General features: G+C 72.5%; 16 protein-coding genes. 10 read left to right on the top strand and 6 right to left on the bottom strand.

The genetic code is table 11. The annotated features are described in order from the left end of the window. Nucleotides 1–37 precede the first annotated feature (37 nt). The 7 genes from ACFY1P_RS07650 (at nt 38) to ACFY1P_RS07620 (ending at nt 8,140) form a co-directional block, all read left to right on the top strand. Nucleotides 38–1,369 carry an alkaline phosphatase family protein gene (locus ACFY1P_RS07650; RefSeq protein WP_390750048.1) on the top strand — a complete coding sequence of 444 codons (1,332 nt, stop codon included), beginning with the start codon at nt 38–40 and terminating at the stop codon, nt 1,367–1,369. A 181-nt stretch (nt 1,370–1,550) separates the two neighbouring features. Continuing rightward, on the top strand, nt 1,551–1,943 hold the full coding sequence (locus ACFY1P_RS07645) for a VOC family protein (RefSeq protein WP_361525609.1): 393 nt from the start codon (nt 1,551–1,553) through the stop codon (nt 1,941–1,943). An 83-nt stretch (nt 1,944–2,026) separates the two neighbouring features. Continuing rightward, nucleotides 2,027–2,395: a hypothetical protein gene (locus ACFY1P_RS07640; RefSeq protein WP_390750047.1), complete on the top strand. Its 369-nt coding sequence runs from the start codon at nt 2,027–2,029 to the stop codon at nt 2,393–2,395. Continuing rightward, nucleotides 2,385–3,809 carry a hypothetical protein gene (locus tag ACFY1P_RS07635; protein ID WP_361521696.1) on the top strand — a complete coding sequence of 475 codons (1,425 nt, stop codon included), beginning with the start codon at nt 2,385–2,387 and terminating at the stop codon, nt 3,807–3,809. Before ACFY1P_RS07640 ends, ACFY1P_RS07635 begins: the two co-directional genes overlap by 11 nt. After that, nucleotides 3,806–4,993: a cytochrome P450 gene (locus tag ACFY1P_RS07630; protein ID WP_361521699.1), complete on the top strand. Its 1,188-nt coding sequence runs from the start codon at nt 3,806–3,808 to the stop codon at nt 4,991–4,993. Before ACFY1P_RS07635 ends, ACFY1P_RS07630 begins: the two co-directional genes overlap by 4 nt. A 95-nt stretch (nt 4,994–5,088) precedes the next feature. Further along, nucleotides 5,089–6,507, top strand: a complete 1,419-nt coding sequence (locus ACFY1P_RS07625) for an FAD-binding oxidoreductase (protein ID WP_390750046.1) — start codon at nt 5,089–5,091, stop codon at nt 6,505–6,507. A gap of 106 nt (nt 6,508–6,613) precedes the next feature. Then, nucleotides 6,614–8,140: an aldehyde dehydrogenase family protein gene (locus ACFY1P_RS07620; protein ID WP_390750045.1), complete on the top strand. Its 1,527-nt coding sequence runs from the start codon at nt 6,614–6,616 to the stop codon at nt 8,138–8,140. Nucleotides 8,141–8,142: 2 nt separating this feature from the next. Here the strand turns inward: ACFY1P_RS07620 and ACFY1P_RS07615 are convergent, their stop codons facing one another. Further along, nucleotides 8,143–9,525: an alkaline phosphatase family protein gene (locus tag ACFY1P_RS07615; protein WP_390750044.1), complete on the bottom strand. Its 1,383-nt coding sequence runs from the start codon at nt 9,523–9,525 to the stop codon at nt 8,143–8,145. 206 nt (nt 9,526–9,731) lie between these two features. Between ACFY1P_RS07615 and ACFY1P_RS07610 the strand changes: the two genes are divergently transcribed. Further along, nucleotides 9,732–10,556, top strand: a complete 825-nt coding sequence (locus ACFY1P_RS07610; protein ID WP_390750043.1) for an LLM class flavin-dependent oxidoreductase — start codon at nt 9,732–9,734, stop codon at nt 10,554–10,556. 31 nt (nt 10,557–10,587) lie between these two features. Here ACFY1P_RS07610 and ACFY1P_RS07605 read toward each other — a convergent pair whose 3' ends face one another. Next, nucleotides 10,588–11,382 (bottom strand): LLM class F420-dependent oxidoreductase, encoded by a 795-nt coding sequence (locus tag ACFY1P_RS07605; protein ID WP_361521713.1) that lies wholly within the window; start codon nt 11,380–11,382, stop codon nt 10,588–10,590. A gap of 91 nt (nt 11,383–11,473) precedes the next feature. Here ACFY1P_RS07605 and ACFY1P_RS07600 point away from each other — a divergent pair, with 91 nt between their 5' ends. After that, entirely contained in the window at nt 11,474–12,238 is a 765-nt protein-coding gene (locus ACFY1P_RS07600; protein ID WP_390750042.1) for a phytanoyl-CoA dioxygenase family protein, read from the top strand. 57 nt (nt 12,239–12,295) lie between these two features. Next, the gene (locus ACFY1P_RS07595; RefSeq protein WP_361521718.1) at nt 12,296–12,799 is read left to right on the top strand and encodes a hypothetical protein; all 504 of its coding nucleotides are present in this window, start codon (nt 12,296–12,298) and stop codon (nt 12,797–12,799) included. Between the two features lie 89 nt (nt 12,800–12,888). On the opposite strand, the gene ACFY1P_RS07590 is transcribed toward ACFY1P_RS07595, so the two are convergent. Genes ACFY1P_RS07590 through ACFY1P_RS07575 form a run of 4 tightly spaced genes read right to left on the bottom strand, consistent with a single transcriptional unit; the run spans nt 12,889 to nt 17,653 of the window. After that, nucleotides 12,889–13,326 (bottom strand): type II 3-dehydroquinate dehydratase, encoded by a 438-nt coding sequence (locus ACFY1P_RS07590; RefSeq protein ID WP_361521721.1) that lies wholly within the window; start codon nt 13,324–13,326, stop codon nt 12,889–12,891. Nucleotides 13,327–13,339: 13 nt separating this feature from the next. Next, entirely contained in the window at nt 13,340–14,419 is a 1,080-nt protein-coding gene (locus ACFY1P_RS07585) for a phosphopantetheine-binding protein (RefSeq protein WP_361521724.1), read from the bottom strand. Further along, nucleotides 14,406–16,241, bottom strand: a complete 1,836-nt coding sequence (locus ACFY1P_RS07580; RefSeq protein ID WP_361521727.1) for a B12-binding domain-containing radical SAM protein — start codon at nt 16,239–16,241, stop codon at nt 14,406–14,408. The genes ACFY1P_RS07585 and ACFY1P_RS07580 overlap by 14 nt, the downstream gene beginning before the upstream one ends. Next, nucleotides 16,241–17,653 carry an alkaline phosphatase family protein gene (locus ACFY1P_RS07575; protein WP_361521821.1) on the bottom strand — a complete coding sequence of 471 codons (1,413 nt, stop codon included), beginning with the start codon at nt 17,651–17,653 and terminating at the stop codon, nt 16,241–16,243. The genes ACFY1P_RS07580 and ACFY1P_RS07575 overlap by 1 nt, the downstream gene beginning before the upstream one ends. Nucleotides 17,654–17,695 lie beyond the last annotated feature (42 nt).

Here is a 17,695-nt window from a genome sequence, read left to right as displayed (position 1 = left end):
GGCATGCCAACTGCCACGCAACCCGAGGGAGTCGCACGTGACAATCCGCCAGCGTGTCGTCGTCGTCATCACCGAGGGAGCGGCACCCGAGCTGCTCGACCGCTGGTGTGCCCAGGGGCTGCTGCCCGGCTTCGCCGCCCTGCGCTCGCAGGGGGCTTCCGGGCCGCTCCACGCCGAGGGCACCCCCTACGAACCGCCGGGCCTGCTGAGCGTCCTGACCGGCCGGCGCGCCGCGGACCACGGCTTCTACTCCTACTGGACCTGTCACGACCCGGAGTACGCGCCGCAGGTCCTCACCCCCGAGCACCGCCGCCACCCACTGCTGTGGCAGCACGAGGTGTTCCAGGGCGTCAGGTTCGCCTCGATAGGCCTCTTCGGCACCCATCCCCCGGAGCCCTTCGACGGTTCCCTGATCACCTATCCGATGTATGCCACCCTCCACGCCTGCCACCCGCGCAGCCTCCAGCGCACCCTGGCGAAGAAGGGCATCCGTCCGGTCCACGACGTGTCGATCTTCTGGACCGGGCAGGACCGCGACGAGCTGCTGCCTTCCCTGCTGGAGGCGGACGTGCAGCGCGGGCGCGCGGCATTGGCTCTGCTGGAGGAGTCCGATGTCGTGATCGTCAACCTCACGAGCATCGACCGCTGTTCGCACATCTACTGGCAGGAGCTGGAGCACGGCCCCGAGCACGAGCGGGAGAGCGCCGTCTTCGCCGCCTACCGCACCTGCGACCAGGTCATCCAGGACGCCCTGCGGGCGGCCGACGACCGCACCAGTGTCGTGGCCTTCTCGGAGATAGGCTTCGGGCCGCTGCGCAACTACTGTTCCATCAACGACGAGATGGAGCGGGCGGGTTTCCTGGCCACCGCCGAGGACGGCCGCGTCGAGTGGGCCGGCAGCGCGGCCTTCGAGGCGGTGCAGGGCACGCACGGGGTGAACATCAACCTGCGCGACCGCTACAAGCACGGCCTGGTCCCGGAGCGCGACTACGAGAAGGTCCGCACCGACGTCGCGGCCGCGCTGCTGGAGCGGCGCAACCCCCGTACCGGCAGGCTGTTCTTCGACGCGGTGCGCCGCCGGGAGGAGGTCTATCCCGGCGAGGCCACCCAGCACGCCCCCGACCTCATCCTGGAGCCGGCGGACTGGCGCTATCTTCCGCTGGGCGACCCGCACTGGGCCTCGCACGTCCACCGCGACTGGCAGAGCGGCTGGCACCGCCGGGAGTCCTACTGGTCGGCCGTCGGCCCCGGCTTCACCGGTGGGGCGCGGCAGACCCGCACCGCCGCCCCCGTCGATATTCCCGCGACCGTATGCGCTCTGCTCGGGCGTGACGTGCCGAACGACTGGGACGGCGTGCCGCTGTCCTGAAATCGTTGTCCTGTCAGCGGCGTTGACTCCGGCGGGGGATACCCCGATTGGCCAAAGTCAGCGCGCAGTCACTAGCGTACGGCGCGTCCAGCACATTCGGACTTCGTGGTCCGGCCGGCCCCGGAGAATTCAGACGGCCCGGCACCGGAGACCAATTTAAAAGTGCAAGAAAGGAACGCGCATGTCAGCAAGGATTTCCCTCTTCGCCGTGGTGGTCGAGGACATGGCCAAGTCGCTGGAGTTCTACCGGAAGCTGGGCGTCGAGATCCCCGCCGAGGCCGACTCCGCGCCGCACACGGAGGCCGTGCTCGACGGCGGCATCCGGCTCGCCTGGGACACCGTGGAGACGGTGCGCAGCTACGACCCCGAGTGGCAGGCCCCCACCGGCGGCCACCGCTTCGCCATCGCGTTCGAGTTCCCCGACACCGCGAGCGTGGACAAGAAGTACGCCGAGCTCGTCGACGCCGGCTACGAGGGCCACCTCAAGCCGTGGAACGCCGTGTGGGGTCAGCGCTACGCCATCGTCAAGGACCCCGACGGCAACGTGGTGGACCTCTTCGCGCCCCTCCCGTAACACCCTGGGCGGGGCCCGGACGCACGCCGCGTCCGGGCCCCGCCGGCCCAGCTCACCGGCACGTTCCCCGAAAGGCGGACATCATGGTCCTACGAGCGCCCGGGCGCCGCCGCGAGCCACGTCGCGCGATCGCGCCACTGCCCGACCGCAGCGAACGGGAAGAACTCTGCGGGCGGGTGACATTCGCCCGCCGGGAATACGGCCCGGCCCCGGCCGATCTGCTCGCCGTGCCCGGTTCCCTGTCGGCCGCCCCGCTGGGCACCCTCCGCTCGGGGATCCGCACCGGATTCCTCGGCGGTCCCTGGCAGGACGGCTTCCCGCGCTATGTCTGGCACCGGTCCGGTGACTCCGTCGTGGAATTCCGGCTGACGGGCCGTGCGCCGGGCGAATACACCGGATACGAACTCCACCCGAGCGAATGGCCGGAAGGGCTGGCGGACCATGCTTCCTGAGTTCCAATTGCAGTGGAATTGGCTCGACGCCCCGGCCGGCGGCGGAGGCGAGCTGCAAGCGACCTGGGCCCGGCTGCGCATCGCCGTGGGCGCCGAGACCGTCACACTCGTCCAGGAGCCCGGGCAGGGGACCTTCCGGGAGCACACGACCGGCTCGCTCTACCCCCTGGCCGAGTGGATCGCCTTCAACTGGTGGTCGCTGGTGGCCGACGCGCGGCCCGGCACCCAGATATCCCAGCTGCGCTTCGCCTACCGCCACGGTGTGGGCGACAACCGCGGTTCGTGGTGGATGCGTTCGCGCCGTCACATCCTGCGCGCCGCCTGCGACGGCTTCCGCTGGCCGGACATGCTCTTCGTGCCCGAGGGCCGGGAGACCCGGATCGTATGGATGCCGGACATGGGCCCCGACGTACGACCCGGGAACCGCTTCGCGAGCCGGGGCAACTCCTGTGTGGAGAGCGCCGCGTTCACCGCCACACTGGCCTCGTTCGTCGACGCGGTGACCGAGCGCCTCACGGACCAGGGCATCACCGGCACCCCGCTCCAGGAGGAGTGGGCCGCCGTCCGCGCCACCGACGAGGACGAGGCCGCCTTCTGCCGCATCGCCGCACGGCTGGGCCTGGACCCCTACGCGGAGGCCGAGCCGTACGAGGCGGACATCCTCAAGGCCGCCGAGCAGTTGGCGGAACCGCTCGCCAGTGACTTCTTCAACGGGGTGCGGCCTGAGCGGATAGCCGACCAGCTCCAGTGGATCGCGCGCGTCCGCACCCTGATGGGCACCGCGCCCGCGGATACCCCGCTTCCCCCCGCCTTGGTGGAACTGCGCAAGGACTGCGCCGACTTGAGCGAGAAGTTCTTCGCTCCGGGGCGACTCGACAACCCCTGGGACCTCGGCTACGAGGTGGCGCACCGGGTGCGCGCGTGGGCGGGTCTGGACGACACCGCGCCCTTCGACCCGGCCCCCCTGATGGGCTACCGCACCGAGCAGGTCCCCTATATGGACCGGGGCCTGGTCGCCCTCGGCACCCGCAGGGGCGCGGACGGGCCGGTCCTGGTCTCCTCCCGGCGCTTCACCGACCGCCCGCGCCGCTTCCTCCAGGCCCGCGCGCTGTGGCATCTGATCTGCGACCCCGACGACACCTTCCTGATCGCGGCGGCGCACACCCACCGCCAGCACGTGGCCCGCGGCTTCGCCCTGGAGGTCCTGGCCCCCGCCAAGGGCGTGGCGACCCTGCTGGCCGACCCCGGACACCTGGTGTCCGCCGAGGACGTCGAGGTCATCGCCGACGACTACGGCTGCGGCAACATCGTCGTGGAACACCAGCTGGACAACCGCGTCCTGGCGAAGGACTTCACCTGGCCGGGCCACGCCCGCGCCGGCGCGCCGGCCGGTGAGAGGAGCCGGGGCGCATGACCTCAGCCGCCCCGCCCGCCTTTCCCTTCCCGCCCGGCCCCGGCGGCACGGTGCCGCCCGAGTACGCGCGGCTGCTCACCGATGACCCGGTCGCCGAGGTGCGCCTGGCGGACGGCTCGCGCATCTGGCTGGTGACCCGGCACGAGGACGTGCGCACGGTGCTCACCGACGGCCGCTTCAGCCGCCATCGCGCCGCCATGCTGCCGGGCTCGGGCTTCGGCCGGTCCCAGGGCTCGGGCATCGTGGACCTCGACCCGCCGGAGCACGGCCGGCTGCGCGGTCCGGTGGTGGCCGCGTTCGGTGCCTCGCGCACGGCGCGGTTCGCACCCCGCATCGAGGCGGCCGCCGAGGCGGCCCTGGACCGGCTGCCCGCCGGCAGCGGCACGGTGGACCTCGTCGCGGCGTACACCGCGCCCTTCGCCGGCCGCGTCACAGCCGAGTTCCTCGGGCTGCCCGGGGACCGGTGGCAGGACGTCACCTCCGACGTCGAGCTGCTGCTGCTTCCGCGCGGTGCCACCGAGCAGGCGCTGAAGGAGGCCCGCGGCAGGCTCGGCCAGGTGCTGGACGAACTGCTCGCGGCCCGCAGGGCCGAGCCGGGCGACAGCGTCACCGACACGCTGCTGGACGCGGAGGAGCTCACCGACGACGACCGGCGCCTGCTGCTCCACGGCCTGATCATCTCGGGCTTCATCACCATCCGCGACCTGCTGGCCCGGCACCTCTTCGGCGTGCTCTCCTCCCCCGGCCTCGCGGCCCGGCTGCGCGAGGACCCCTCCGTACTGCCCTCTGCCGTACAGGAGTTGCTGCGCTACTACCCCTCCAGCAACGACGGCCTGCTGCGGGTCGCCACCGAGGACGTGGTGCTCTCCGGCAGGCGCGTCGCCGCCGGGGACGCCGTGCTGCCACTGGTCTCGGCGGCCTCCCGCGACCCCGAGGTCTTCGCCGATCCCCACGTGCTCGACATCGACCGGGTGGCCGACCGCGGCATCGCGTTCGGCGCCGGGCAGCACGCCTGCCCCGCGACCGGGCTGGCCGTGACCGAACTGACCGTCGGCATCGGCCGCCTGCTGGCGGCCTTCCCCCGCATCGCCCTGGCCGTGCCTCCCGAAGAGGTCGAGCACAGCTCCGAACTCCTGCCCCTGGGCGTCCGGTCACTGCCGGTGGTCCCCGGCCCGCGCAACTGACGGGGCCCGCTCCGTTCCAAGGGCCGGCGAGCCCCGCGGCGCTGCCCGCGCACGCGCGGCGCGCTTCTCGAAGCTCCAGCCAGAAAGGTTCCTCGGTGAAACCAGCCAGCCACTCCGTGACGGACACGTCCGCGGCCCTCGGCGCCGCGGCCGCCGAAGAGCTCGCGGCGCAGGTCGCCGGATCCGTCCTCCTGCCCGGGGATGAGGGGTACGACGAGGAGCGCTCCGGCTTCGAACTGTCCGTGGAACACCGCCCCGCCCTCGTCGTCGTCGCCACCGGTGCCGCGGATGTCATCGCCGCCGTGCGCTTCGCCGGGGCCCGGGGCCTTGGGATCGCCGTCCAGGCCACCGGTCACGGGAAGTCCTCGGCGGCCACCGACGTCCTCATCAGCACCCGGCGGATGACCGGCGTCAGGGTCGACCCGCGGGCCCGGACCGCCCGGATCGAGGCGGGCGTGCGCTGGGAGCAGGTGATCCACGAGGCGGCGGCGCACGGTCTTGCACCGCTGAGCGGCTCGGCGCCGTTCGTCGGCGCGGTCTCCTACCTCCTCGGCGGCGGGCTCGGGCTTCTGTCGCGGAAGTACGGGTTCGCCGGCGACCATGTCGTCTCGCTCGACCTGGTGACGGCCGACGGGCGGTTTCTCCAGGTCTCCGCCGAGGAACACCCCGATCTCTTCTGGGGCGTGCGCGGCAGCAGGGGGAACCTCGGCATCGTCACCTCCGTCGAGGTCGGGCTGTTCCCCGTCACCCAGGTGTACGGCGGAGGGCTGTTCTTCGACGCCGGCTCCACGCGCGCCGTGCTGAACACCTATCTCCAGTGGGCGCCCCGGATGCCCGAGGACATGGCGTCGTCGGTGTTCCTGGCCGCGTATCCCGATGCCGAGGGGGTGCCCGGACCGCTGCGCGGCCGGTTCGTCACCCACATCCGGCTGGCCTGGCTGGGAGACCCCGAGGAGGGTGAGCGCCGGTTCGCCGAGCTCCGGGCCGCCGGCACGGTCGTCATGGATACGGTGGACACGCTCCCGTACACGCGGGCCGGGATCATCCACAACGATCCGCCGGCCCCGGTGTCGAGTCACAGCAAAACGGTCATGTTCGGGCAGCTGGACGAGATCGCCGTCGACGAGATCCTCAGGCTCGCGGGGCCGGGCACGGACGCGCTGTTCGGGGTGGAGCTGCGGCACCTGGGCGGCGCCCTCGCCCGGCCGCCCCGGCACCCGAGCGCGGTGGGCCACTTCCCGGAGGCGGTGTTCAACGCCTACGTGGGCTCGCTGGTCGACCCGGACACCCTGGCGGCCGTGGACGCGGCGCAGCAGGAGTTCGTCGACAGCATGCGGCCGTGGACGACGCCCGGGGTGTGCCTGAACTTCCTCGCGGGTCACAACACATCGAGGGAGACGACCCGCAGCGCCTACACGCCGGAGGACTACGCGCGGCTCCAGGCCCTGAAGTCGCAGTACGACCCGGGCAACGTCTTCCGGTTCAACCCCAACATCCCGCCCCTGCCGGCCTGACCGCGGGCGCGGCCGCTCCGGGGCGGGTGTTCCGGTACGGCCGCGGCCGCGGGCGGGCCCGGCCGGGCGCATCCCCACGGGTCAGCAGAAGGAGAAGGTGAAGGCGATGGACCGGGTGGACAGAGCGGTCGAGCGGTTCCCGATGTACATCGACGGGCAGGCCGTGCAGGCCCACGACGGCGCCGTCCTGCGCACCTTCGAGCCGGCCACGCGGCGCCACCTGGCCGACCTTCCCAGCGGCGGCGCGGAGGACGTCCGCCGGGCGGTGTCCGCCGCCCGGCGGGCCTTCGACGAGGGCCCGTGGCCGCGGATGGCGCCGGGCGAGCGGGCGGGCCTGCTGCGCAAGGCCGCACAGCGCTTGCGTGAAGAAGCGGAGCCGCTGGCCGAGTTGGAGGCCCGCGACAACGGCTCGACGCTGCGCAAGGCTCTCGGGGCCGATGTGCCGGGGGCCGCGGCAGCCTTCGAGTGGAGCGCGTGGTGGGCGGAGCACGTGCCCGAACGGCAGCCGGAGGCGCCCGGTTCGGGTTCCTACGTCGTGTGGCGGCCGGTGGGGGTCGTCGCCGCGATCGTGCCGTGGAATCTGCCGCTGCTGCTGGCGGCCTGGCGCATCGCGCCCGCCATCGCCGCGGGCAACACCTGTGTGATCAAACCGGCTTCGTTCGCCTCGCTCTCCACGCTGCGACTGGTGGAGCTGCTCCACGAGTGCGGCCTGCCGCCGGGCGTGGTCAACGTGGTCACGGGGCCGGGCGGGGTCGCCGGGGAGCAGCTGGTGCGCTCGCCCGGCGTCGACCTGGTGGCGTTCACCGGCTCGGACGAGACCGGGGCCGCCGTACGGGAGGGTGCCGCCGCGGCGGGGACGAGCGCCCGGCTGGACCTGGGGGGCAAGTCCCCCAACATCGTGCTCGCGGACGCCGATCTGGACCGGGCGGTCACCGGCGTCACGTGGGGAGCGTTCCTGCACAACGGGCAGGTGTGCATGGCCGGTACCCGCGCGGTGGTGCACGCCGACGTCCACGACGACTTCCTGCGGCTGCTGAGCGAACGGGTGGGCCGGCTGCGCGTCGGTGATCCGCTGGACCCGGCCACCGACCTGGGGCCGCTGGTCTCGCGCAACCAGGCGCGTACGGCCAGGCGCTTCACCGAACTCGGGCTCTCCCAGGGCGCGGAGCTCGTGTGCGGCGGCCGGGCGCCCGCGGCGGACGAGCTGCCGCCCGGGCTGGACGCCGGGGCGTATTTCCTGCCCACGGTGCTGGCGTCGGTCGGCGCGGACGACGCCGTCGCGCAGGAGGAGATCTTCGGCCCGGTGCTCGCGGTCGTCCGGGCCGGGTCCGACGACGACGCGGTGCGCATCGCCAACGGCTCCCGCTACCGGCTCAGCGCCGGGGTGTGGTCCGCCGATCCCGCGCGGGCCCGCGCGGTGGCCGAGCGGCTGCGCGCGGACCGGGTATGGATCAACGACTACCGGCTGGTCGACCTGGAGCTGCCCGGCACGGCCGGGCCCCGCTCCGCCGTCTGGGACCGGCTCACCAACGAGCTGGACGCCTACCGCCACAAGCACGTGGTGCACGGTGGCGGTGCGGGAGCGGGCGGGGTGCCGGCGCCGCCCACTCCCTACGCGCTGCTGGGCGGGTGATGTCAGCCGAGGAGGGAGCCGCGGGAGCCCTGCGGCGCGAGACCCAGCAGTTCCCGCAGGGTGGGGGCCACGTCGTACAGCGACAGGCCGTCCGCGCGGCCGGGGGTGATGCCGGGGGCGCTGAGGGCGAAGATGCCGGTGTCCCCGTGGTTGGCGTGGTCGGGGCCGGTGTCGTTCTCCGTCGTGTAGAGGCCCTTGCCCATGCCGAGGGTGGCCAGGGCCCGCCAGCGCAGGTTGCCGACGTAGACCAGGAGGTCGGGGGCGATGCCGTTGACCTCTCCGTAGAGCTCGCCGGGGCGCAGGGCGCGGGTGCCCATCGGCTGCCCCTGGTCGTCGGGCAGCGCTTCCAGGGCGGAGGCGATGAGGTCGCGGGTGCTCTCGTACTCCGCGGCCGGGATGGTGCCCTGCGGCTCCCGGCCCTCGACGTTGAGGAAGATCCGTCCGTAGTAGCCGCCTTCGGCCCAGGCGGTGGTCCGCTTCCAGTCGACGGCGGCCTGGGCGACGGGGGTGGGTCCGGCGGGCTCCTCGGTCAGGACGAGGTAACCCTCCTTGCGCAGCCACTCGTTGACGAAGAGCCCGCCCACCATCGGCTGGGCGCCGTGGTCGGAGACGACCAGGACGGTCGTGTTCTCGGGCAGGCTCTCCAGGAAGCGGCCGAGGTGCCGGTCGAGGGCGCGGTAGTAGTCGCGGAAGAGACCGGCGTAGGCGTTGCCCGGCTCGTGGCGCGGGTGGTCGGGGTCGCAGTATTTCCAGAAGCCGTGGTGGAGGCGGTCGGGGCCCATGTCCACGAAGGAGAGGAAGTCCCACTCCTGGGTGGTCGCCAGGTGGCGCGCGACCTCGAAGCGCTGCTCGCTCATGTCGAAGACGCGCTGGGATACGCGTTCCAGGTCGGTGGAGCGGAAGTCCTCCACGTCCAGGGCGTAGCCGCCGGTGAGCTTCTCCAGCTCGTCGGCGAGGCCGGGCGGGGAGGTGTAGCGCGACTGTGTGGAGGGAGCCAGGAAGCAGGAGACCATGGCCCCGCGGATGGGGGCGGGAGGATAGGTGCCGGGGACGCCCAGGACCACGCTGGAGCGCCCGGCGGCCGTCATCTCGTCCCAGATCCGGGGGGCTTGGATGCTGTGGGAGGTGGCGAACTTCAACGGCCCGTAGTCGTAGGCGCCGCGGTCGCGGAATCCGTAGACGCCGAGTTCGCCGGGCGAGCGGCCGGACATCATGCAGGACCAGGCGGGCATGGTGATGGGCGGGTCGATGCTGCGCATCGGACCCCACAGGGACTTGCGCCTGAGGGCGGTGAACACCGGCATGTCCTCGGCGAACCGGTCGAACATGTACTGCGGAGTCGCGGAGTCGAGTCCTATCACGGCGACTTTTCCGGCAGCGGGCATCGCGGATTCCTCTCGCTGTGCGCACCGTACGACGTTGCTTTCCGAAAAACGTACACGGCGGTCCGGCGGTCCGACAGGGGGCCGTGGAAATGCCGCCGCATTTCTCCGCGCCGGGCCGCTGGTGAACTCCTGCCGCAATCACGCCGGCCGTGCCGGAATCCCCTGTCACATTCGACCGGAAATCCTGCGAACCCCCGGGGAGACCAATGAAGATCAGCATTGCTCTGCCGAACACCGTGCCCGGCGCGGACGGGCGCCTGATAACCGATTGGGCGCGGCGGGCCGAGGAGCGGGGATTCGCCTCGCTCGCGGCCACCGAGCGCCTGGTGTATCCGGGCCACGATCCGCTGCTGGCGCTGGCGGCGGCGGCCGGGGCGACCTCCCGGATCGGGCTGCTCACCAATGTCCTGATCGGCCCGCTGCGCACCGCGCCGGTGCTGGCGAAGGCGGTCGCGAGTCTGGACTCGCTGTCGGGCGGGCGGTTCACCCTGGGGGTCGGGCCCGGCGTGCGCGAGGACGACTTCGAGGCCGCCGGCCGCGCCTTCGACGACCGGCGCGCGGCGTTCGAGGAGCAGCTGGAGCTGCTGGGCCGGGGCGCCCGGCCGGGCGCGGAGGGCCCCGGTGTGCCGGTCCTCGTCGGCGGAGTCAGCTCGGCGGCCGTGCGCCGCGTGGCGCGCTGGGCCGACGGCTGGACGGCGCCCGGCCTGGAGCCGGAGCGGATCGTGCCGGTCGCGGAACGGGTGCGCCGCGCCTGGAGCGAGGCGGGACGCGCCGGGGCGCCGCACGTGGTGGCGCTGGCGCGCTACACCCTGGGCGAGGACGTGGCCCAGGAGTCGGCGGCCTTCGTCCGGGACTACTTCGCGGTGCTGGGCGAGGAGGCGGAGGAGTTCGTGGCGAAGACCCCGCGCACCGCGGGGCAGCTCCGCGCGGCGGTCTCGGCGCTCGCCGACGGCGGGGTGGACGAGGTCGTCCTCCACCCCACGGCGGCGGCGCTGTCCCAAGTGGACCGGCTGGCGGACGCGTTGCTCTAGTGGCGACGCGGGGCGCGTCCGGGCCCTGGCCTTACCCCTTGCTCCAGCCGCCCGCGAAGCGCAGGGCCCGCTCCACGCCGTCGAAGCGGAAGGGGTGCCCGACCTGGAAGATCAGGTGCTGGACGCCCGTCGCCACCAGGCAGCGCAGCTCCTCGTCGGTCTGGTCGCGGGTGACGAAGGCGCTGCGTTCGATCTCCGCCGGGTCGCGGCCGACCCGCGCGCACCACTCGTCCAGCACGCGGTTGCCCTCGGCGAAGCGCCAGGCCATGGTGTTCCAGATGGCGGCCCGTTCGGCGGCGAAGCGCAGCAGGCGCCGCTGCCCGTCCCCGCCGATGAGCAGGGGGAGGTCGCCGAGCGGCCCGGGGCGCAGCCGGCCGAGTCTGCGGTCGACGCGCTCCACCGCCTCGATGAGCCCGTCCACCCGCTCCCCCGCGCCGGGCGTGGGGTAGCCGTACTCCTTCAGGTCGCGTTCGACCCAGCCGGCGCCCATGCCGAGGATCAGGCGGCCGTCGCCGATGTGGTCGACCGTGCGGGCCATGTCGGCCAGGAGGTCGGGGTTGCGGTAGGCGTAGTTGGACACCAGGGTGCCCAGGCGGGCGGCGCGGGTGTCGGCGGCCATGGCCGCCAGCAGGGTCCAGGCCTCGAAGTGGCTGCCGTCGGGGTCCCCGGTGAGCGGGAAGAAGTGGTCCCACAGCCACAGCGAGTCCACGCCCAGGGAGTCGGCCGCGCGCCAGGCGGCGCGCAGTTCGGCCACCGAGGTGTGCTGGGGGGCCAGCCAGACCCCGATGCGGAGGGGGCCGTCCGGCCGCCGCGGTGAGTGTGCCATGGAAAATCCGTCCTTCCCGCACGTGAAAAAATCATGGACCGGCGTTTTCGCGCTATGGTGCGGCCGAGATTTCGGCTGCTAGCCTCGCCATATGGATGCGACTTTGACGAATGACGTCGAGAAAGCCTCCCGGGATCTGGTCGAAGCCGGATACTGCCTGATCGAGTGCCCCTTGCCGGCCGCGGTCTTCGAAAAGCTCAGAGGGCGGCTGCTGGAGGTCGCCGAGCAGGAGCGTGAGAACGGCTCGGCCTTTCTCTACGACGGCGGCAACCAACGCGTCTTCAGCCTGCTGAACAAGGGCGAGGAATTCGAGCAGAACGTGCAGGATCCCACCGTCATGCTCCTGATGGAGGAGATCCTGGGCTTCGGCTTCCTGCTCTCCAGCACGCACGCCAATATCGCGGGCCCCGGCGGTTCCCGGATGCATCTGCACGCGGACCAGACCTTCGCCCGCCCGCCGTGGCCCCCGTATCCGCTGGTGGCCAACAGCATGTGGATGCTGGACGACTTCACCGAGGACAACGGCGCGACCCGCCTGGTGCCCGGCTCCCATCTGCTGGGCCGGCAGCCGGACTACGACCGGGGCGAGGGGAACACCGAGACGGTCGCCGTGTGCGCGCCGGCCGGGAGCGTGATGGTCTTCGACGGGCGCCTGTGGCACCAGACGGGCGCCAACACCACCGACCGGCCGCGGCACGGCATCCTCAACTACTACTGCCGCGGCTACGTCCGGCAGCAGCAGAACTTCTTCTCGGGTCTGCGGGAGGACGTCGCCATCCGCGCGACGCCCGAACTGCGCCGGCTGCTGGGGTACGAGAACTACTTCTCCCTCGGGATGACCGACGGCCTGCCGTAGCGGCGCCGGGCGGGAGAGCGAGGGCGGGTGGGACGGTACGGAAGAGAGGGTCTGGGGATGTCGCGTACGGCTGAGGGGAACGCCGGGGGCGTGGTGGTGCCGGTGGTCCGGCTGGTCGCCGTGACGGACGGGCCGGACGCGGAGGGCTGGCGGCAGGCGCTCGCCCCCGAACTGGTGGTGGAGCACGGCGTCGAGGCGATCGCGGAGGCGGCCGGGGACGGCGGGCCGTGGGCGCTGTTCTGTGCCGGTGCCGGGCTGGGCGCGGCGCTGCGGGCCGCCGAGCGGGCCGCGCGCCCGCCGGTGCATGTGCTGCTGTGGCTCGGCAGCCGCGGGCCCGGCGAAGGGGTGGGCGGGGAGGTCTCCGGTCAATTTCCCTGTCCGGTCACGGCCTTGGTGTCCGCGGAGGTGGACCGCGGTCGCGCCGTGGTCCCCGCCTGGCGCGGCCTGACCGAGGGGCCGTTCACCGTGCGGATCCTCCCGGCGGCCTGCCCGCTGCCCGGGGCGTGCGACCGGGCCGGCGCTCAGGTGATCAAGGAGGAGCTGCGGGTGTGGCCCGCCTGAGCGTGCGTACGGGCCGGGCGCCGAGGTGGCGTCCCTGCCGGGCGGGCCGGTCCCATCTGGAGGTGCGTACGGGCCGGGCCGGGTCACCGTCAGTCCTCGGGGACCAGCCGGGTGAGGGCGCGCGCTGCCAGCCGGTAGCCCAGCGCCCCCATCCCCATCACGACGCCGGAGGCCAGCGGGGCGGTGACGGAGGTGTGCCGGAATGCCTCGCGTCCCCACACGTTGCTCAGGTGCACCTCCACCCAGGGCGGGGCGAAGTCGGCGAGCGCGTCGCGCAGTGACCAGCCGGCGATCATCAGGGCGCCGGGGTTGACCACGGCGCCCACCACGTCGTCGTGGCGCTGGAGCACATCGACCAGTTCCCCCTCGCCGTTGCGCTGTTCGGAGACCACCTCCCAGCCGCGCGCGCCCACCTCCTCGGCCACGGCGGCCTCGATCTCGGCCAGGGTGTCGGTTCCGTAGATCTCCGGTTGCCGCTTGCCGAGCGTCCCCAGGTTGGGTCCGTTGAGCAACAGCACGCTGCGCATGTCGGTCTCCTCCTCAGCCCACGAGTGCTTTGTGGAGTTCCGCGGGGGTGGCCCTGGCGAGGTCGGCGTCGTCGGGGAGGTCCGCGCCGAGCTCCTCCTCCAGGACGACGGTGAGTTCGATGAGCCGGGCGGAGTCCACCGCCAGTTGCTCGCCGAGCGGCGTGTGGAGGTCCAGGACGGCGTCCTCGGCCCCCAGCGTCCTCGTCACGAGACGCAGGAAGTCCTCCAGCGCGGGTGCTTGCGCCATGGTCGTTCGCTCCTTCGCGGTCCGGCGCCGCACAGGGCCGGGCGGCCTGCCCGGCGGGCGCAGGGGCAGGTCCTGTTCGTAGTGCAGGCCGAGCCGCAGCGCCGTCTCGGCCTTGGCCAGTTCGGCGCCGAGGTATCCGGCGTGGGCGGGGTCCTCGATGACGCCGGCCTCCAGCAGCCCGAGCAGCATCGCCTCCCCGCGGGTGCCCCACATCTCGTGCCGGGGCCGCACATCGGAGGTGTAGTGGCGCAGCAGGATCCGCCGGTGCTCACGGTCGACGCTGATGAGCACGAACCCGCCGATGCCCGCGTCCAGGGAGCGGCGGCGGCCGACAGGATGCAGCCGTCCGAAGTCCGGCTCCACGAAGCTGGGTTGGCCGCCGTCGTGCTCGCGGGAGGGGAGGGCCGGGGTGCGCCGTACGCGGGCGAGGAGTGCCGCGACCTCGGCGCGCAGCGTCTCGACGTCGCGCTCGCCACGGGCGTCCACCAGCTCGACGCGGGCGCGTACCTCCTCGGTCTCCCGCGCCGTCACCGACCTCAGGACGGGGAGATAGCCGGTGGCTCCCCGGATGTGCCCGTCCTCGGGGCGCAGGCCGTGGCGGAAGAGGGCGATCAGGCTCTGGCCGGCGCGGAAGCGGGGTGAGTCGCGGCCGCACACGAGCAGGCCGCGGACCGTCCGGTCGCACCGCAGGGCCTTGATCACCTGCTCGATGCCCAGGTTGGCGGTCATCAGCGTGCCCGCGGCCGCCACACCGGGCAACCGGGCCAGCGGGCCGACCAGTTCCCTGCTGCTCAGCGTGCAGACCGCCACCCGCGCCGCGGCGGTTCCCGTCTCACCACGTGGCACCGCTGCCCTCTCCCGTGTACTGGCGCGGCAGTCCGCCGGGGCGCTCCTTGGGAATGGTCGAGCTGACCTCCGTCACCCGGGCGCCGAGCCGGGTGAGGGCCTTGCCGACGCGCAATTGCTCGCTGCGCAACACATCGAGGCGGTCGCGGAAGAAGTGCTCGACGTCCACCACCTGCCGGCGCTGCTTCTCCGGGTCGAGGGTGTCGTTCATGACCGCCTCGACATTGGACATGAAGAAGCCGTAGTTGTGCCGGCCCATCTCCTGGCGGATCTCGTGCACCCGGGCCTTGAATGCCTCCATCACCTCGTCCACCCCCGGCAGGGTGGTGAACCGGCGGTGCAGCCGGGAGATGAAGGTCTGGAGTACGACGTTGTAGGTCTCGAAGGCGAAGACGGAGGACTGCTCGGTGATGACGCCGTGCCGGTGGTAGTCGTCGTTGTTGTAGAGCTGGGCGAAATGCTTGGCGAGCCGTCCGACGCGGGGATCCTTGAATGCGTAGCCGTAGGGGTCGAGCCCTTCGAGATAGCTCTCGCCGAGGAGTCCGTCGGCCCGCATGCGGCTGACGATGGCCGTTCCGGGGTAGATCTCCAGGCGTTCGGTCATGCGCCGGAGGTTGTGGCCGGAATTGTCGCGCAGGAAGGCCGCGTTGGTGACGATGGTCTCCAGGGTCGCGTAGGGGTGGAAGGGAATGAATCCCATGGCGAGATAGATGCCGTGTTCCCGCAGCATCCTGATGATGGTGACGTTGTCCTCGACGGTGGCGCGCTTCTCCCAGAGGAGCAGTTCCTCGGCGGTGCCGGCCTCGATGCCGACGTTGACCTTCTCCAGGCCCGAGGCGACCAGCAGGTCGAGCAGGGCGTGGTCCTCGGGGGTGTCGTGCCAGTTCTCGGCCCGCATGCAGACGTTGTAGTAGATGTCGAGGCCGCGCTCCAGGATGCCGTTCGCGATGGCGGCGACCCGTTTCTTGCCGACCCGGCCGCCGTCGGGGTCCTCGAAGGTGGAGTCGACGAAGTCGAAGGTCCGGAACTGGTGGCGTTCGACGATCTCGGCGACCTCGTCCACGATCTGTTCCGGCCCGCGGCCGCGCCACGCCTTGCCCGCCTGGACGCGGTTCTTCAGGTGCGGGGCGGAGCAGAAGGCGCAGTTGGCGACGCAGCCCCGGCTGGTGCTGACCCGGACGTACTCCAGCTTGTCGCCGTGCTGGCGCAGCTGGTCCCGGGCGGGGAAGGGGAGGTCCTCCAGGTTGTGGATCAGGGGGCGGGCGGGGTTCTGGCGCGGTGTGCCGTCCTCGTCGCGGTAGCAGATCCCCTTGCAGGCGGACAACGGCTCCTTGAGGTAGAGCCGTTGGACGAGGTCGAGGATGGTGGGCTCGCCCTCCCCCACGGCGACGACGTCGGTCCAGGGGTTGTTCCGCAGGACGTCCAGGCCCGCGAAGGTCCCGGCTGGGCCGCCGCAGGCGATCGTCGTCCCCGGCAGCTCCTCCCGCAGCATCCGGCACAGGGTCAGACAGCTGCCCAGGTTCAGGCTCATCAGGGTGAAGCAGACGAGGTCGGGCCGGTACTCCTTGAGCGCCTCGACGGTGGCGGCCGCCTGGTCGTCGCCGTGCTCCACCTCCCGGATCTCCGCGGTGAAGCCCGTATGGCGCAGCACACCGGCCATGTAGGCGACGCCGAGGTGTTCGGGGGACATCACGAGGTCGCCGTCGAGGAGGATCAGGAAACTGACCCGGAAGGAGGCGGGGTCCGTGATGCGTGGGTCCAGGCTCAGGTCGAGTGTTCCCGGTTTGGGTGCCGATGGTGCCAGACCGAGGTCGTGCTTCATCAGAGCTCCCTGATGTCGAGAGGGGGGTCCGTGCGGCCGTGACCGGACGCGGGTCCCGTGGTGCCGAGTACGGCCGCGCCGTCGAGCCCGCCGGGGTGGATGCCCAGGGAGGCGAGGACGGTCGGGGCGACGTCCGTCATGTCGAGGGGGCCGTCGTCCGCCCCGGGGGCGGGCGCGGGCGCGCCGCGCCGGTAGAAGACCGCGTCGTCGCGGGTGTGGGTGCCGGTGAGGATGTCGTTGCGTACGGTGTGCGTGCCGCCCCAGCCGCCGCGCAGCTGCACCCCGGGGGCCGGTACGGCCACCAGGTCGGGGGCGTTGCCCAACAGCGGGCCGTGGTAGATCTCCTGAGCGCGGTAGAGGTCGCGGACGAGCAGGGGTCCGTCGACGTCGGGGCCCAGGCGGGTGCCGTCGCAGCGCAGGGCGGACAGCTCGCGCGCGATCTCGTGGGCGGCCTCGTCCGCCTCCGCGTCGGTCAGGCCGCCGCCGGGGAAGCGGCTCTTGCGGTTGAGGTGGATGCGGGCGGGGTCGAGCGCGAAGGCGGTGCTGCGAGCGTCGACCGCGGTGAGGTCCGGACAGACGTCGAGCCCGGCCAGCCAGCCGGACTCCCTGAGCCACGCGTTCAGATAGACCTGACAGGCGGCGGGTCCGAAGCCGTGGTCGCTCATCAGGAAGAGTTCGCCGCCCGGTGGGAGGGTGCTCACCAGGGTGGCGACGCAGTCGTCCACGAGGCGGTAGAAGGCGAGGACGTCCCCGTGGAGGGGGTCGGCGGGGTCGGCGACCGCGCGCCACAGGAAGTGGTGGACGCGGTCGGTCTCGGTGAGCACGGCGACCGCGAGGTCCCAGGTCTCCTGGCGCAGCAGGTGTTCCATCGCCCGGGTGCGGGCGCGCAGGGCCCGGACGGCCCGCCCGAGGAAGGCGGCCGGGTCGGCGGCGACGTCGCCGACCTCGACGTCGAGTTCGTAGTCGAGGCCGCGCAGCAGCGGCAGCAGCCGTGGCGGGCTGACGGCGCGCTCCAGTTCGGGCGCGACGAAGCCGGAGACCAGCACGCCGTCGATGGCGGGGGCGGGGTAGGTGCCCGGCACGTTCAGGCACACGGTCCTGCGGCCGGCGCGGGCGGCGAGTTCCCACAGCGGGGGTTCGCGCAGCTGCCGCACACCGGGGAAGGTGATGCGGTAGCCGTCGCCGGGGGCGAGGTCGGTGAAGCCGTAGATGCCGTGCCGGCCCGGGTTGGTGCCGGTGAGGAAGGTGGCCCAGGAGGTGGAGCTGATCTCCGGTACGGGTGCCAGCAGTTCCGCGCAGTGGCCCTCGGCGAGCAGCGCCGCGGTGTGCGGCATGGTCCCGTCGCCGGCCAGGCGGGTCAGCAGGGTCCTCGGCATGCCGTCGAGCCCGATCACCAGGGCGTGCCGGTCCATCGTGCTCACGTCCTTCCGCTGCGGGGAGTGGGCCCGGAGGCG

Source organism: Streptomyces sp. NPDC001407, from assembly GCF_042895325.1.
Classification (GTDB): Bacteria; Actinomycetota; Actinomycetes; order Streptomycetales; family Streptomycetaceae; genus Streptomyces.
This window is presented reverse-complemented; position numbering and strand designations above follow the sequence as displayed.

Coding starts and splice junctions, on each gene's coding strand:
- ACFY1P_RS07635 (WP_361521696.1), top strand. CDS start 2,385: ATGCTTCCTGAGTTCCAATTGCAGTGGAATTGGCTCGACGCCCCGGCC.
- ACFY1P_RS07640 (WP_390750047.1), top strand. CDS start 2,027: ATGGTCCTACGAGCGCCCGGGCGCCGCCGCGAGCCACGTCGCGCGATC.
- ACFY1P_RS07630 (WP_361521699.1), top strand. CDS start 3,806: ATGACCTCAGCCGCCCCGCCCGCCTTTCCCTTCCCGCCCGGCCCCGGC.
- ACFY1P_RS07600 (WP_390750042.1), top strand. CDS start 11,474: ATGGATGCGACTTTGACGAATGACGTCGAGAAAGCCTCCCGGGATCTG.
- ACFY1P_RS07610 (WP_390750043.1), top strand. CDS start 9,732: ATGAAGATCAGCATTGCTCTGCCGAACACCGTGCCCGGCGCGGACGGG.
- ACFY1P_RS07580 (WP_361521727.1), bottom strand. CDS start 16,241: ATGAAGCACGACCTCGGTCTGGCACCATCGGCACCCAAACCGGGAACA.
- ACFY1P_RS07575 (WP_361521821.1), bottom strand. CDS start 17,653: ATGGACCGGCACGCCCTGGTGATCGGGCTCGACGGCATGCCGAGGACC.
- ACFY1P_RS07590 (WP_361521721.1), bottom strand. CDS start 13,326: ATGCGCAGCGTGCTGTTGCTCAACGGACCCAACCTGGGGACGCTCGGC.
- ACFY1P_RS07620 (WP_390750045.1), top strand. CDS start 6,614: ATGGACCGGGTGGACAGAGCGGTCGAGCGGTTCCCGATGTACATCGAC.
- ACFY1P_RS07645 (WP_361525609.1), top strand. CDS start 1,551: ATGTCAGCAAGGATTTCCCTCTTCGCCGTGGTGGTCGAGGACATGGCC.
- ACFY1P_RS07605 (WP_361521713.1), bottom strand. CDS start 11,382: ATGGCACACTCACCGCGGCGGCCGGACGGCCCCCTCCGCATCGGGGTC.
- ACFY1P_RS07595 (WP_361521718.1), top strand. CDS start 12,296: ATGTCGCGTACGGCTGAGGGGAACGCCGGGGGCGTGGTGGTGCCGGTG.
- ACFY1P_RS07615 (WP_390750044.1), bottom strand. CDS start 9,525: ATGCCCGCTGCCGGAAAAGTCGCCGTGATAGGACTCGACTCCGCGACT.